The sequence below is a fragment of the Pseudomonas sp. GW456-12-1-14-TSB6 genome (genome assembly GCF_059424205.1).
This window is the reverse complement of record NZ_JBWKZE010000008.1, coordinates 122,578-136,597: the sequence shown is the minus strand read 5'-3', so window position 1 is coordinate 136,597 and position 14,020 is coordinate 122,578. Positions and strand designations below refer to the sequence as shown.

Genomic DNA, 14,020 nt, shown 5'->3' with positions numbered 1-14,020 from the left:
CAACACTTTATGTAAACACATAATGTCCGCAGCTTAAGTGACGTTGAAGGCATCCTGCAAATGCAATCCAGTCTGACCGAATGTGAAGTCGCCCAACTGCGCGCCTCGGCCTCCAAGGCCTGTTCGCTGCTCAAGGCCATGGCCAACGAGGATCGGCTATTGATCCTGTGCCAGCTGACCCAGGGCGAGCGCAACGTCGGCGAGCTGGAGAAAATGACCGGCGTGCGGCAGCCGACCCTGTCCCAGCAGCTGGGTATCCTGCGTGATGAAGGGCTGGTCGCGACCCGTCGTGAAGGCAAGTACATTTTTTACGGTCTCGCCAGTCACGAAGTGATCCAGGTGATGAAAACCCTTTCCGGACTCTACTGCGGAGCCGTGCTCAAAAGCTGGGCGCAATAGACCCGGCTATCCTTGCGTGCAGCCATAAGGAACAAACAATGAACGATCAACACTGGGGCCCATCCATCAGTGCGGACATCGTGGTCATCGGCGGCGGCACTGCCGGTATCGGTTTTGTCGCGAGCCTGCTCAAGCGCGATCCCGGCCTGAAAATCACGGTAATCGAGCCGAGCACCCTGCATTACTACCAGCCGGCGTGGACGCTGGTCGGCGGTGGTGCCTTTGATGCCAAAGACACTGCGCGACCGATGAACAAAGTGATGCCGCGTAAGGCCACCTGGATTCAGGCTGCAGTGACCGGTATCGACCCGGACCAGCGCCGCCTCACCCTCAACGATCAACGCACTGTCACCTATCAGAACCTGATCGTCTGCCCCGGCCTGCGCCTGGCGTGGGAGAAGATCGAAGGCTTGCAGGAAAGCCTCGGCCAGCACGGCGTCACTTCCAACTACAGCTATCAGCACGCGCAATACACCTGGGATCAGGTGCAGAAACTGCGCGGCGGCAGAGCGCTGTTCACCCAGCCGCCAATCCCGATCAAGTGCGCCGGCGCGCCGCAGAAGGCGCTGTACCTGTCCTGCGATCACTGGCTCAAGCGCAACGTGCTGAGCAAGGTCGAGGTCGAGTTCAATCTGGCCGGCGCCGCATTGTTCGGCGTCCCGACCTTCGTGCCGCCGCTGATGAAGTACATCGAAAAATACAACGCGCGGCTGGCGTTCAATTCCAATCTGGTGAAGGTCGACGGCCCGGCGAAAACCGCCTGGTTCGACATCAAGGATGCGGACGGCAATGTCACCCGTCAGGCCAAGACTTTTGATTTGTTGCACGTCGTCCCGCCGCAGGTTTCGCCGGATTTCATCGCGCAGAGTCGGTTGGCCGACGCCGGCGGCTGGTGCGAGGTCAATCCGCACACGCTGCAACATCCGCGTTATCCCGACGTGTTTGCCCTGGGCGATATCTGCGGCACCACCCATGCGAAAACCGCCGCGGCAGTGCGCAAGCAAGTCGTGGTGGTGGCGGAAAACCTTCTCGCCCTGCGCAAGGATCTGGCACTGCCGCTCAAGTACGACGGCTATGGTTCCTGCCCGCTGACGGTAGAGAAGGGCAAGGTGATCCTCGCCGAGTTCGGCTACGGCGGAAAATTGCTGCCGACCTTTCCCCTCGACCCGACCGTGCCGCGCCGCTCCGCGTGGTGGCTGAAGGCGACGCTGCTGCCGTGGTTCTACTGGAACGGCATGCTCAAGGGCCGCGAATGGCTGACGCGTCTGTCCAGGGTCGACTGAGAACACGCTATGTTGCTGGCAAGTCTGTTTGGCGTGGTGATGGGATTGGTCCTTGGTCTGACCGGGGCCGGCGGCGGGATTCTCGCGGTGCCGGCGCTGGTGCTGGGGCTGGGCTGGACGATGACGCAAGCGGCGCCGGTGGCGTTGTTTGCAGTGGGCAGCGCGGCGGCGGTCGGCGCGATCGATGGTTTGCGTCACGGTCTGGTGCGCTATCGCGCGGCGCTGCTGATTGCAGCGCTCGGCGCGGTGTTTTCGCCAGTGGGCATCTACTTCGCCCATCAGTTGCCGGAAAAGGTTTTGATGATTCTGTTCAGCCTGCTGATGGTGATGGTGGCGTGGCGCATGCTGCGCCGTGAACGCCAGCTGGAGGGGCCGAGCGATCATGGCCACGCCAGCTGGGGCCAGAAGAACTGCATGCTCAATGAACAGACCGGCCGTTTCGACTGGACCGCCAAATGCACCGCGACCCTCGCGGCACTGGGCGCGGTCACCGGTGTGGTGTCCGGTTTGCTGGGGGTGGGTGGCGGGTTTTTGATCGTGCCGGCGTTCAAGCAACTGACCGACGTGCAGATGCGCGGGATCGTCGCCACTTCACTGATGGTCATCAGCCTGATTTCCGCCATCGGCGTGATCGGCGCGTTCCATGCGGGCGTGCGGATAGATCGACTGGGTGCTGCGTTCATTGTGGCGAGCATCGTCGGCATGATCATCGGTCGCCAACTTTGCGCGCGAGTACCGGCGAGGACGTTGCAGGTGGGGTTTGCCAGTGTGTGCCTGGTGGTTGCGGCTTACATGTTGCTGCGGGCGTGAGACAACACCTGTGGCGAGGGAGCGAACGCCCTCGCCACAGCGTCAGCGTTACAACACCAGGTGCGGTAACCACAGCGACAGTGCCGGAACATAGGTCACCAGCATCAGCACCAGGAACAGCACCGCATAGAACGGCAGCAGCGCCTTCACGGTGCTTTCGATGCTGACCTTGCCCACCGCCGAACCCACGAACAGCACGGCGCCCACCGGCGGCGTTATCAGGCCGATACCGAGGTTGACCAGCATGATCATGCCGAACTGCACCGGGTCGACGCCGATACCGAGGATCACCGGCATCAGAATCGGCGTAAGGATCAGGATCAGCGGCGCCATGTCCATCACGGTGCCGAGCAACAGCAGCATGACGTTGATGCACATCAGGATCACGTAGCGGTTGTCGGACAGGGTCAGGAACAGCGTGGTGATTTTCGCCGGGATCTGCATCAGGGTCATGGTGTAGCCGAAGCTGGCGGCGAAGCCGATCAGGATCATCACGATGGAAATGGTGCGCACCGTGCGATGCATCAGTTTCGGCAGCTCACTCCATTTGTAGTCGCGGTAGATGAACATGGTGACGAAAAACGACCACAGCACGGCGATGGCCGCCGACTCGGTGGCCGTGAAGATCCCCGAGAGAATCCCGCCGAGAATGATCACCATCGCCATCAGCCCCCACAGCGCTTCGCCGCAGATCTTCAAGGCTTCGCGCATCGGGATCACTTCGCCTTTGGGATAGTCGCGTTTGCGCGCGAAAATCAGGCACAGCACCATCAGGCATGCGCTCATCAGCAGGCCCGGCACGACACCCGCCATGAACAGCGAAGCGATGGACACGGTGCCGCCAGCCGCCAGCGAGTAGAGCACCGAGTTGTGACTCGGCGGAGTCAGCAAGGCCTGCACCGAACCACTGACGGTCACTGCCGTGGAGAAGTCCCGGGGATAACCCTTGCGCTCCATTTCCGGGATCAGCACCGAACCCACCGACGCGGTATCGGCCACCGACGAGCCGGAAATCGCACCGAAAAACGTCGAGGCCATGATGTTGACCAGCGACAGCCCGCCACGCACGAAGCCCACCAGTACCCCGGCGAACGCCACCAGCCGTCGCGACATGCCGCCCTCGGCCATGATCGCGCCGGCCAGCACAAAGAACGGAATCGCCAGCAGCGAGAATTTGTTCACCCCGCCCGCCACCTGAATCATCAGGGCCTGGAACGGGATGTCGATCCACCACGCGCCGATCAGCGCCGACAGCCCGAGCGCATAGGCCACCGGCATGCCGATCAGGATCAGTGCGATAAAACTGCCCAGCAGAATCAATGCGTCCATCAGGCAGCCCCTTCGTTTTCTTCAACCAGGTCGAACCGCACCACGCGGCGATTGCTTTGATCGCCGAGCAAGAGTTTTTCCAGCACGAAAATCAGCGTCAGCGCTCCGCCAATCGGGATCGGCATGTAGGTGATGCCGACGCGCAATGTCGGCAGGGCGCTCATGAACTGGTTCCACGTCGACAGGCAGAGCTTGGTGCCCCAGATGGTCATGAACAGGCAGATGGTGCCCATGAGCACTTGGGAAACGATGCTCATGGTTCGACGCATGTTCGGTTGCAGGCGGTCGGTGACCATCGCCACCGCCATGTGCGCGCCGGCGCGATAGCTGGCGGCGGCGCCGATGAAGGTGAAGACCATCATCAGCAGGATGGCGGTGGGCTCCGGCCAGCTTGAGCCGGTGCCGAGGACGTAACGGGCGAACACGCCCCAGGGAATGATCAGGGAAATGGTCAGCACCGACAGTCCGGCGACCCAGATGCAGGCCATGTAGATCCGGTCATTGATGCGCAGCAGCAAATTCTTCATCGGGTTCCACCGTAACCGGGCAGGCGTGAGCGCCGAGCGACGCCAGCGCTGCCGGGCCTTGTATTGAGGGCAGGGAGGTTACTGAACGGCTTCGATGCGTTTGATCAGGTCGACGTAGGGCGCGCCGTATTTTTCGCGGATCGAAGCGGTGGCCTCGTAGAAGGGTTTCTTGTCGACGGTGATGAACTCGACGCCGGCGGCCTTGAGTTTCTCTTCACTGCTGGCCGACTTGGCATCCCACAAGGTGCGCTCCTGGGCCTGCGCAGCCTTGGCGGCTTTTTTCACCAGCGTTTGCTGATCGGGGCTGAGTTTTTCCCAGGTGATTTTCGACATCACGATGGGCTCGGGCAGGATCAGGTGCCCGGTCAGGCTGTAGAACTTGGCGTTCTGGTAGTGGTTGTGTTCAAGCAGGGTCGGCGGATTGTTTTCCGCGCCGTCGATGACGCCGGTCTGCAGGGCACTGAAGATTTCGCCGGTGTCCATGGCGATACCGTTGCCGCCCATGGCGTTGATGGTCTCGATGAACATCGGGTTGCCCTGCACGCGGATTTTCATGCCCTTGAGGTCTTCAAGGCTGCGCACCGGTTTCTTGGTGTAGATGTTGCGCGTGCCACCGTCCATCCACGCCAGCGCCACGAGGTTGAATTCGGAGTTGGTGATCTTGTCGAGGATCTCGTCACCGATTTCACCGTCGATGATTTTGCGCATGTGCGCCTGGTCACGGAACACGAATGGCATGTTGAACACGTTCACGTCCGGCACCACAGGGCCGACGATCCCGAGGCTGACGCGGGCCATCTGGATGGCGCCGACCTGAGCCTGTTCGACCACTTCCTTTTCCGAGCCGAGCACGCCGCCGGGAAACATTTTGAAGGTCAGCTTGCCGTCACTTTCGGCAACCAGGGTCTTGCCCAACTGTTCTTCGGCGACCACGGTCGGATACCCGGCGGGGTGGATGTCGGCGAATTTGATTTCCAGCGCCTGGGCCGCGCTGCCGAAGGTGAGCGCGAGGGGGAGGGCGACGGCGAGCAACGTGCGTTTGAAGTCCATGAGGGGTTCTCCAGTCTTGTTATTTTTGTGTTCAAGGCACAGCAATGCAGCAAGGGCGGGTTACAGCAGATCGTCGAACATTGGCTCCGGCAGGCCTTTGACGCCGGGGTTGAGGGCGAACACGCCGCCGGCCAGGGACTGCGGATCCTGGTCGTCGCCGGGGCGAATCGAAGTCACGAACAAGGTGTCCATCCGGCTGCCGCCGAAGGCGCACATGGTGGGTTTTTTCACCGGTACCTGCAGCGAGCGGTCAAGGCGACCGTCGGGGGTGAAACGATGGATCAGGCCGACGTCGTTGGCGCAGATCCAGTAGCAGCCATCGGCATCCACGGCAGCGCCGTCGGGGCGGCCGTAAAAATGGTTCATGTCCACGAACACCCGCCGGTTGGAGGGTGTGCCTGTCTCGGTGTCGTAGTCGAAAGCCCAGATCAGTTGGACGTTCGGGTGCGAGTCCGACAGGTACATGGTTTTGCCGTCCGGGCTGAAGCCCAGGCCATTGGGCACGATGAAGCCATCAAGCTGTGCCTCGATCACGCCTGTTTGCCCAGCACCGTAACGATAGAGCCGGCCCTCGGGCAGATTCAGCCCCATGTTCAGCACCATGCTGCCGGCCCAGAACCGACCCTGGCGGTCGCAGCGACCGTCGTTCAGGCGCATGTCCTGGCGGTTGTGTTCGACCGGTGCTAGCCGATCGCTGTCGAGGCTGCCATCGCCATGCGGTTGCAGATGAAAGAACCCGCTCTCCATGCCGGCCACCCAGCCGCCGCGACTGTGTCGGGCAAGGCAGGCGAGCATCTCGGGCGCCTTCCAGGCGTGAACATGGCCAGTGTCGGCGCTCCAGCGTTGCAGGCCGCCGTTGGGGATATCGACCCAGTACAAGGCGTTCTCCTGCGATACCCAGACCGGGCTTTCACCCACCGCGTTGCGGGCGTCGACGATCAATTCGGCTTGCATACTCATTCCCTTGGTTTTATTGGAGACGTGAATCGCGCCGGTCAATCGCCAAACGGGCCGGCCGCAACGAAGGCTCCGCCCTGATAGATCCGCGCCGGGTCATCGGCTGCCGGCATGGGCTGCGCCTCGACCTTTTCGCGAAACACTTCGGAGGTGTCTTTGGCCTCGAAACCGAGGTGGCTGGCGAAGCGGTTGTCCCACCACACATCCTTGTTGGCGGACATGCCATAAACCACGGTGTGGCCGACGTTGGGGGTGTACAGCGAACGTTCGAGCAGTTGGGTGAGATCGTCGAAGCTCAGCCAGGTGTGCATCATTCGGCGGTTCTGCGGTTCGGGAAACGACGAGCCGATGCGGATGCTGACGGTTTCGATGCCATAGCGATCGAAGTAGAAACTGGCCATGTCTTCGCCGTAGGACTTGGACAGACCGTAGTAGCCGTCGGGGCGGCGAGCGGAGCTGGCGTCGAGGCGTTCGTCCTGCTTGTAGAAGCCGATGACATGGTTGGAGCTGGCAAAGATCACCCGCTTCACACCGTGTCGGCGTGCCGCTTCATAGATATGGAATACGCCGCAGATGTTGGCGCCGAGGATTTCTTCGAAGGGGCGCTCCACCGAGACGCCACCGAAGTGCAGGATCGCATCCACGCCTTCGACCAGTTGATGCACGGCGGTTTTGTCGGCGAGGTCGCAGAGCACGATTTCTTCCCGGTCATCGATGGCCGGGGCAAGGGCGGCGATGTCCGACAGGCGCAGCACGTTGGCATACGGGCGCAGACGTTCGCGCAAGACTTTGCCCAGGCCACCGGCGGCGCCGGTCAGCAGCAGGCGATTGAACGGAGTTGGGGCGGTGGAGGTGGACGTCATGGCAATCCCTTACACGTTGTTATTAGGTTTGTTGTAGGTTGTCGTATGACTGCGCTGAAGTATCGGTAGGGTTTCCGGAACTTGTCAACGCGACTTTCGGTGTAAGTGACGGAAGGCCGATTCACCCTCCGTTCACCCCATGCCAGGGTTTACAACAACGAAATCGGGTAACTGATGAAGATCCGGTTCTCGTCGAATTCATTGGTGCTGAAGTCCCGGCGAATCGTCGCGTTGCGCCATTTGACGTTGAGGTTTTTCAGCGGACCGCTCTGCACGGTGTAGGCCAGCTCCGACTCGCGCCCCCATTCCTTGCCGTCGGTGATGGTGCCGGTATGCACGTTGTCACCGCTGATGTAGCGGTTCATCAGCGTCAGCCCGGGGACGCCGAGGACTACGAAGTTGTAGTCGTGGCGGATCTGCCAGGAACGCTCCTGCGCGTTGTCGTAACTGGCGTTGTAGCTGTCGTTGGCCAGGGTGCCGCCGCTGGTGCCGTTGACGCGCATCCAGGCATCGTCGCCGCTGAGCTTTTGCAGGCCGATGTAGAACGTGTTGCCGCCGTACCGGGCCGAGAGCATGGCGAATGCGGTTTTGTTGTCGAGGTCGCCGGCCTGGGCGCTGCCGTCTTCCTTGCCGGTGAAGAAACCGAGATTGGCGCCCAGCGTCCAGTCGCCCAGCGGCTGGCTGTGGCTGAGGTTGAAGTACTGCTGCTGGTAGATGTCGCTGAGTTCGGCGTACCACAGACCGACAAGCGTGCGTTTGTCGTTAAAGGTGTATTCACCGCCGCCGAAATTGAAGCGGTCGGAGGTGAAGGCGCCGCGGCCGTTCATCGACATGTCTTCCATGCTGGCATCGTTGCGCGGGCTGTTGCCACGGAACTGGCCACCGTAAAGGGTCAGGCCATTGATTTCGGTAGAGGTGATCTGGCCGCCACGAAAGGTCTGGGGCAGGGAGCGGCCATCATCCGAGCGCAGGATGGGCAACACCGGCATCCATTCGCCGACCTTCAATTCGGTCTTCGACACCTTGGCCTTGAGCGCAACACCCAGTCGCCCGAAATTGTCCGCCGGGCGCCCGTCATCGTGAATCGGCAGCAGCTGCGTACCGCCCGTGCCTTTGCCGCCATCGAGTTTCTGCGAATACATACCCAGCACGTCCAGACCAAAGCCGACGGTGCCCTTGGTAAAGCCGGATTTGGCGTCGAGGATGAAGTTCTGCGTCCACTCTTCAGCCTTGCCCTGCGGATAGTTCGGGTTGACGAAGTTGCGATTGAAGTAGGCGTTGCGCAGGTTCAGGGTGGCTTTGCTGTCTTCGAGGAAACCCTCGGCATCGGCGCTCATCGGCAAGGCGAGGGCGAGACTGCCGCAGCCGATCAGGCTCAGGGTGGAACGCGGGCGGGAGATAGAAAAACGGGACGTGCGGACGGAATTGCAGACGAGTGTGCTCACTGTGACGCTCCCTGTTTCATTTGTTGTTTTTATTATTTGTTATACGTCGTCGTACAACATGGTTGCGGATATTTGCGAGGTTTTCCGGAAAAGTCAACAGGGCGTCGTACGATGACTTTGGGTGAGCGGGCAGCCCTCAAAGCGCTGTGAGGAGGGCTGCTGTCGGCACGTTTACTGGTTGTAGAGCGCTTCAGTGTTATCGATCAGGGGATTTTTTTCGGTCAGCACGATCTGCGCGATCTGATCCTTGCGCATGAAACTCACCTTCGCATGCGACTGGGCGTACCGGATGAAGCGCTCCATGGCCTCGACCATCGCCGGGGTGCCACCGATGCGGTCGTGCAGACTCACCGACATCATCCGCCGCTTGCTCGCGCCTTCGGCGTAGAGGCGATCGAATTCCAGCACCAGTTGCTGATAGAACTGCTCGGCAGAGAAATGCCTGCCCTCGACCAGCACGATGTCGTTGTTGCGCAGGGTGTACGGCACCACGGCGAATTTGCGCCCGCGAACCATGGTCACGAACGGCTCGTCGCGGCTGACATCGTCGATGTGATAGGTGAAATTCAGATCCTGCAGCACCTTCAACGTATTGGGGCTGCGGCGCAGCCAGTTGGCGTTGTAGCCGACCGAGCGCTGACCGGTGATTTTTTCCACCGCCGCGACGCCATCACCGATGAACTGTTTTTCCTGGGCGTAATTCATGTTGTACGAATCGGCCCAGCGCATGCCGTGGGCTGCCAGTTCATGGCCACGCTCGGCGATGGCTTTTGCCAGTTCGGGGTGCTTGAGCGCCGCTTCGCCGACCACGTGAGAGGTGACTTTGATGCCGGTGCGATCCCACAGATCAAGCATGCGCCACAGGCCTTCCTTGTAGCCGTAATCGAACCAGGTCTGCGCCGGTAGATCCGGGTAGCCTTTTGGCAGCGGTGTGCCGGAGAACGGACTTTCGGCGCCCTCGGGCTGGCCGCCGGTTTCGAATTGCATCGACACCGAAATCACCAGTTGCGAGCCGTCCGGCCACGGGCGTTCCTGGGCAAAGGCGAGGGCTGGCAGCAACAGCGCGGCGGCCAGCAGGTTTTTCAGCAGACGCGGGGAGCGTTGCCAACGGGGAGTGGTCATATCGGGCACCTTGCAGGTTGAGAAGTGCTGCAAGGTTGGCATCCGCTACGCTTGGGAAAAATCCGCTGCGGACGAGATGACCTTTAAACAAAATTTACGAATCGCGATGCACGAATTCCTGGTGGGAGCGAGCTTGGATAGGTGTTTGGCCAGGATTTGCGGCACACTTAAGCGACTACAAGACAAGGCCTTTCAATGGATCAATACGCCCCGCGCAACTGGCAGCCGCACGAGAAGCCCAGTCTGCCCGGTTCCCCCTCGACGCCGCTGCACTCCAACCCCAAGCGCCTGGCTTATGCGCTGGTGGGCGTGCTTGTCGCGGTGACCGGTGGTCTGGGCAATGCGCTGGTGGTCGCCAACCTGCCTTATCTGCAAGGTGCGCTCGGGGCGACGACGGCGGAGATGGCCTGGCTGCCGGCGGCGTACGTGATGACCAACGTGTCGATGAACCTGCTGCTGGTGAAGTTTCGCCAGCAGTTCGGCTTGCGCGCGTTCACCGAGGTGTTTCTGGTGCTGTATGCGCTGGTGACCTTCGGCCATCTGTTCGTCAATGACCTGAATTCGGCGATCGCCGTGCGTGCGGCCCACGGCATGGTCGGCGCGGCGCTCAGTTCGTTGGGCTTGTATTACATGGTGCAGGCGTTCCCGGCCAAATGGCGGATGAAGGCGTTGGTGCTGGGCCTGGGCACCTCCCAACTGGCCTTGCCGCTGGCGCGGCTGTTTTCCGAAGACCTGTTGCAGATTGCCGAATGGCGCGGCCTGTACCTGTTTGAATTGGGCATGGCGTTGCTGTCGTTGGGCTGCGTCCTGATGCTCAAACTGCCGCCGGGTGATCGGTTCAAGACCTTCGAACCCCTCGACTTTCTCACCTTCGCCATCCTGGCCAGTGGTGTGGCCTTGCTGTGCGCCGTGTTGTCCCTGGGCAGGATCGACTGGTGGCTGGAAGCAGACTGGATCGGCATCGCCCTGGCCGCGTCGATTGCGCTGATTCTCGCGGGGCTGGCCATCGAACATAACCGCAGCAACCCGATGCTGATGACCCGCTGGCTCGGCAGCGGGGTGATGATCCGTCTGGCGCTGGCGGTGATCCTGATTCGCATGGTGACCTCGGAGCAATCCACCGGCGCCGTCGGCTTCATGCAAAACCTGAACATGAGCAGCCAGCAGCTTCATAGCTTGTACGTGGTGATGCTGATCGGCAGCGTCGCCGGGCTGCTGACCAGTGCGCTGACCATCGACCCGAAACACCTGTTGATGCCGCTGATCATTTCGCTGGCGTTGATGGCCACCGGCTCGATCATGGACAGCTCGTCGAACAACCTGACCCGCCCCGGCAACCTGTATTTCAGCCAGTTCCTGCTTGCGTTCGGCAGTACTTTCTTTCTCGGCCCGACCATGGTGCTGGGCACGCGCAACGTGCTGACCAACCCGCGCAACCTCGTGAGTTTTTCGGTGTTGTTCGGGATCTGCAACAACCTCGGCGGCCTGATCGGCGCGGCGTTGCTGGGGACTTTCCAGATCGTGCGCGAGAAATTTCATTCCAGCCATATCGTCGAGCAACTGGTGATGTCCGATCCCAGGGTCGCCGCCCGGGTCCAGAGCGGCGGATCGGCGGTCGGCTCCGTGATTGCCGACCCGAGTCTGCGCAATCTGCAGGGCATTCGCAGCCTGGCCAACGCCGCCACGCGCGAAGCCAACGTACTGGCCTATAACGATGTGTTCATGCTGATCGCGGTGATCGCAATCCTGACCATGATCTGGATTTCCATCCGTGCGCTGTGGCTGATCAGCACCACCAAAGCCGTCGCCCCGACACCTTCCGTACCTTCCAGCGGTGCCACTTCTTCATGACCGAACCGACCACTACGACCACCAATGCCATCGCCGCCACCCCTGAAGGTGTGGCGCCGCCGTCATCACCGAACACCGAGCCGCGTTCGTTGCGGGTGCGGATCATCTCGTCGCTGGGCTTTGCCGCGATTGCCATCGTCGGCGTGCTGATCGTGCTTTACGCCTGGCAACTGCCGCCGTTCAGCAGCGCAGTTGAGACCACCGAAAACGCCTTGGTGCGCGGGCAGGTAACGATCATCGGCCCGCAGCTCAGTGGCTATGTGTTTGAAGTGCCGGTGCAGGATTTCCAGTTTGTGAAGGAGGGCGACTTGCTGGTGCGTCTCGATGACCGCATCTATCAGCAACGTCTCGACCAGTCGCTGGCACAACTGGCGGTGCAGAAGGCCTCGCTGGCCAACGTGGTGCAGCAGCGTAACAGCGCCGAAGCCACTATCAAGTTGCGGCAGGCGGTGGTGGCCGACAGCGAGGCGCAGTTGCGCAAAAGCGAGGCCGACTTGCGTCGCAACAAGGCGCTGGTCAATGACGGTTCCGTGTCCAAGCGCGAGATGGACGTGGCGCTGGCCGCCAATGCGCAAAGCATTGCGGCGGTGGCGCAGGCCAAGGCCAATCTGGAAATCGCCCGGCAGGATCTGCAAACGGTGATCGTCAATCGCGGCTCGCTGGAAGCGGCGGTGGCCAGCGCCGAGGCGGCGGTGCAGCTGGCGCGGATCGATTTGTCCAACACCCGGATCATCGCCCCGCGCGACGGTCAGCTCGGGCAGATCGGCGTGCGTCTCGGCGCCTACGTCAACTCCGGGGCGCAGTTGATGGCGCTGGTGCCGAACCAGAAATGGGTGATCGCCAACCTCAAGGAAACCCAGATGGACAATGTACGCGTTGGGCAGCCGGCGAGCTTCACCGTCGATGCCTTGAACCACCGCAAGTTCACCGGCCACGTGCAGCACATCTCGCCGGGCACCGGTTCCGAATTCGCGTTGTTGCAGGCCGACAACGCCACCGGCAACTTCGTGAAAATCGCCCAGCGGGTGCCGGTGCGCATCACCATCGATCCGGATCAGCAGGAGAGCGAGCGTTTGCGGCCGGGGATGTCGGTGGTGGTCAGCATTGATACGGCGGCGGGCGATACCCAGAAACACTGACCTCAGGCAGCGATCATCGGCGGCAGGGTGCCAAGCACGGAAACCGCCGCCACGGCGCCGATCCCCAGCAGCCATTCGAGCATGACGCTGCGCTTGAGGGTGTCGATCCGCTGTTCGCAATCGTTGATCCGCAGGCGATTGAACAGCGCCAGTGCAAGCATGCCGAACACCAGCAGCGCCTTGATCAGCAGGATCAGGGCGAATCCCGAGAACAGCGGCGTCGGCCACCATTGGCCGGTGAGCACGCGTACGTTGATCAACCCGGTGACCAGCAGGCCGGCGACCAGCCCGTAGCCGAGTCCGCTGAATCGCTGCAAGACTTCGCGTACGGTTTGGTCGGGTTGGCGCAGGATCATCACCAGCATCAGCAGGCCGCCAAGCCAGGCGCCGACGCAGGTCAGGTGAATGACCTGATTGAGGATCAGCATCTGCCCGCTGAAGCCATCGAGCATCGCCCCGTGACCGACCGGTGCCAGCGTCATCAGCAGCAGCGCGCTCAGACCCAGCCGCAATGGTCGGCTCGAACGCCACGGCGTAAACAGCAACGCCAGCAACAGGGCATTGATCAGCAGATGCCAGCGCCAGACCTGACCGAAAAACGTATGACCGAGAACCAGCTCGACGGTGGCCGGATCAAACGCGGCAGCCGCCGAACCGGCCATGCTTGCGGTAATCAACAACGCCCAGATGACGCCGCTGGCCAAGGCAATCGCCACCAGCCAGCGAGCCAGTCGCGCGAGGTGCCGATCCAGCGTCGGCGCTTCACCCTTGAGCAGCAGCGGCCGGAACAGCCAGGCCCCGAACAGCATCAACACCACGATGAAATGCAGGAACCGGCACAGCACCAGCGCTTCACTCATGAATTACTGGCCAACCTTGAACTGATAGGCGCCTTCGCTTTTGTGTGTGTCGACCGACACCGCATGCCATTCGACCTTGTACTCGCCAGCGGTCAGCGGTGTTTCGGGGGTGACGATCAGGGTTTTCCTGTCACCTTCGGTGGTCAGCGGTTTGACCGCCACCGGCTTGCCGTCGTGGGTCAGGGTGACTTTGGTGAAGCTGGCTTCGACGCCTTCGGAAAACACCAGGCGCAGATCCGCCGGTGCCGCGACGGTGCTGTCGGCGGCCGGAATCTGACTTTTCAGATGGGCGTGGGCAAAGGCCTGGGAAGTGACGATCAGCGAAGCCAGCAGCGCGCCAGCGGTGAACAGTTTTTTCATCGACATGGAAAGATTCCTTTCAGTG

At 61.5% G+C, this 14,020-nt stretch carries 14 protein-coding genes; 5 read left to right on the top strand and 9 right to left on the bottom strand.

Features of this window, described 5'->3' with window-relative positions; genetic code table 11:
• Positions 1 to 60 precede the first annotated feature (60 nt).
• Genes AC07Y2_RS09930 through AC07Y2_RS09920 form a run of 3 tightly spaced genes read left to right on the top strand, consistent with a single transcriptional unit; the run spans position 61 to position 2,492 of the window.
• The gene (locus tag AC07Y2_RS09930) at positions 61 to 399 is read left to right on the top strand and encodes an ArsR/SmtB family transcription factor (RefSeq protein WP_103385948.1); all 339 of its coding nucleotides are present in this window, start codon (positions 61 to 63) and stop codon (positions 397 to 399) included.
• Positions 400 to 437: 38 nt separating this feature from the next.
• On the top strand, positions 438 to 1,682 hold the full coding sequence (locus AC07Y2_RS09925; RefSeq protein WP_103385949.1) for an NAD(P)/FAD-dependent oxidoreductase: 1,245 nt from the start codon (positions 438 to 440) through the stop codon (positions 1,680 to 1,682).
• 9 nt (positions 1,683 to 1,691) lie between these two features.
• On the top strand, positions 1,692 to 2,492 hold the full coding sequence (locus AC07Y2_RS09920) for a sulfite exporter TauE/SafE family protein (protein ID WP_103385950.1): 801 nt from the start codon (positions 1,692 to 1,694) through the stop codon (positions 2,490 to 2,492).
• Between the two features lie 48 nt (positions 2,493 to 2,540).
• On the opposite strand, the gene AC07Y2_RS09915 is transcribed toward AC07Y2_RS09920, so the two are convergent.
• The 7 genes from AC07Y2_RS09915 to AC07Y2_RS09885 all read right to left on the bottom strand — a co-directional run bounded on the left by AC07Y2_RS09915 (position 2,541) and on the right by AC07Y2_RS09885 (position 9,785).
• Positions 2,541 to 3,821, bottom strand: coding sequence for a TRAP transporter large permease (locus AC07Y2_RS09915; protein WP_103385951.1), 1,281 nt, complete (start codon positions 3,819 to 3,821; stop codon positions 2,541 to 2,543).
• On the bottom strand, positions 3,821 to 4,348 hold the full coding sequence (locus AC07Y2_RS09910; RefSeq protein WP_039767235.1) for a TRAP transporter small permease: 528 nt from the start codon (positions 4,346 to 4,348) through the stop codon (positions 3,821 to 3,823). The genes AC07Y2_RS09915 and AC07Y2_RS09910 overlap by 1 nt, the downstream gene beginning before the upstream one ends.
• A gap of 78 nt (positions 4,349 to 4,426) precedes the next feature.
• Positions 4,427 to 5,398, bottom strand: a complete 972-nt coding sequence (locus AC07Y2_RS09905; protein ID WP_074688819.1) for a TRAP transporter substrate-binding protein — start codon at positions 5,396 to 5,398, stop codon at positions 4,427 to 4,429.
• Positions 5,399 to 5,458: 60 nt separating this feature from the next.
• Positions 5,459 to 6,352, bottom strand: a complete 894-nt coding sequence (locus AC07Y2_RS09900; protein ID WP_103385952.1) for an SMP-30/gluconolactonase/LRE family protein — start codon at positions 6,350 to 6,352, stop codon at positions 5,459 to 5,461.
• Between the two features lie 41 nt (positions 6,353 to 6,393).
• Entirely contained in the window at positions 6,394 to 7,218 is an 825-nt protein-coding gene (locus tag AC07Y2_RS09895; protein ID WP_103385953.1) for an NAD-dependent epimerase/dehydratase family protein, read from the bottom strand.
• 149 nt (positions 7,219 to 7,367) lie between these two features.
• Positions 7,368 to 8,663, bottom strand: coding sequence for an OprD family porin (locus AC07Y2_RS09890; RefSeq protein WP_039767229.1), 1,296 nt, complete (start codon positions 8,661 to 8,663; stop codon positions 7,368 to 7,370).
• A 171-nt stretch (positions 8,664 to 8,834) separates the two neighbouring features.
• Entirely contained in the window at positions 8,835 to 9,785 is a 951-nt protein-coding gene (locus AC07Y2_RS09885; RefSeq protein ID WP_103385954.1) for a polysaccharide deacetylase family protein, read from the bottom strand.
• A gap of 195 nt (positions 9,786 to 9,980) precedes the next feature.
• Between AC07Y2_RS09885 and AC07Y2_RS09880 the strand changes: the two genes are divergently transcribed.
• Positions 9,981 to 11,636: an MFS transporter gene (locus AC07Y2_RS09880; protein ID WP_103385955.1), complete on the top strand. Its 1,656-nt coding sequence runs from the start codon at positions 9,981 to 9,983 to the stop codon at positions 11,634 to 11,636.
• Complete coding sequence (locus AC07Y2_RS09875; protein WP_039767224.1) at positions 11,633 to 12,775, top strand: HlyD family secretion protein; 1,143 nt, start codon at positions 11,633 to 11,635, stop codon at positions 12,773 to 12,775. Before AC07Y2_RS09880 ends, AC07Y2_RS09875 begins: the two co-directional genes overlap by 4 nt.
• A 2-nt stretch (positions 12,776 to 12,777) precedes the next feature.
• Here AC07Y2_RS09875 and copD read toward each other — a convergent pair whose 3' ends face one another.
• A complete protein-coding gene (gene copD / locus AC07Y2_RS09870) occupies positions 12,778 to 13,635 on the bottom strand; it encodes a copper homeostasis membrane protein CopD (protein ID WP_103385956.1) in 858 nt (285 codons plus the stop codon).
• Between the two features lie 3 nt (positions 13,636 to 13,638).
• Entirely contained in the window at positions 13,639 to 14,001 is a 363-nt protein-coding gene (copC, locus tag AC07Y2_RS09865; protein WP_103385957.1) for a copper homeostasis periplasmic binding protein CopC, read from the bottom strand.
• Positions 14,002 to 14,020: the final 19 nt, after the last annotated feature.

What these genes read in the sequence shown, in the direction of transcription:
- AC07Y2_RS09930 (WP_103385948.1), top strand. Translation starts at nt 61, where the DNA reads ATGCAATCCAGTCTGACCGAATGTGAAGTCGCCCAACTGCGCGCCTCG.
- AC07Y2_RS09925 (WP_103385949.1), top strand. Translation starts at nt 438, where the DNA reads ATGAACGATCAACACTGGGGCCCATCCATCAGTGCGGACATCGTGGTC.
- AC07Y2_RS09920 (WP_103385950.1), top strand. Translation starts at nt 1,692, where the DNA reads ATGTTGCTGGCAAGTCTGTTTGGCGTGGTGATGGGATTGGTCCTTGGT.
- AC07Y2_RS09915 (WP_103385951.1), bottom strand. Translation starts at nt 3,821, where the DNA reads ATGGACGCATTGATTCTGCTGGGCAGTTTTATCGCACTGATCCTGATC.
- AC07Y2_RS09910 (WP_039767235.1), bottom strand. Translation starts at nt 4,348, where the DNA reads ATGAAGAATTTGCTGCTGCGCATCAATGACCGGATCTACATGGCCTGC.
- AC07Y2_RS09905 (WP_074688819.1), bottom strand. Translation starts at nt 5,398, where the DNA reads ATGGACTTCAAACGCACGTTGCTCGCCGTCGCCCTCCCCCTCGCGCTC.
- AC07Y2_RS09900 (WP_103385952.1), bottom strand. Translation starts at nt 6,352, where the DNA reads ATGCAAGCCGAATTGATCGTCGACGCCCGCAACGCGGTGGGTGAAAGC.
- AC07Y2_RS09895 (WP_103385953.1), bottom strand. Translation starts at nt 7,218, where the DNA reads ATGACGTCCACCTCCACCGCCCCAACTCCGTTCAATCGCCTGCTGCTG.
- AC07Y2_RS09885 (WP_103385954.1), bottom strand. Translation starts at nt 9,785, where the DNA reads ATGACCACTCCCCGTTGGCAACGCTCCCCGCGTCTGCTGAAAAACCTG.
- AC07Y2_RS09880 (WP_103385955.1), top strand. Translation starts at nt 9,981, where the DNA reads ATGGATCAATACGCCCCGCGCAACTGGCAGCCGCACGAGAAGCCCAGT.
- AC07Y2_RS09875 (WP_039767224.1), top strand. Translation starts at nt 11,633, where the DNA reads ATGACCGAACCGACCACTACGACCACCAATGCCATCGCCGCCACCCCT.
- copD (WP_103385956.1), bottom strand. Translation starts at nt 13,635, where the DNA reads ATGAGTGAAGCGCTGGTGCTGTGCCGGTTCCTGCATTTCATCGTGGTG.
- copC (WP_103385957.1), bottom strand. Translation starts at nt 14,001, where the DNA reads ATGTCGATGAAAAAACTGTTCACCGCTGGCGCGCTGCTGGCTTCGCTG.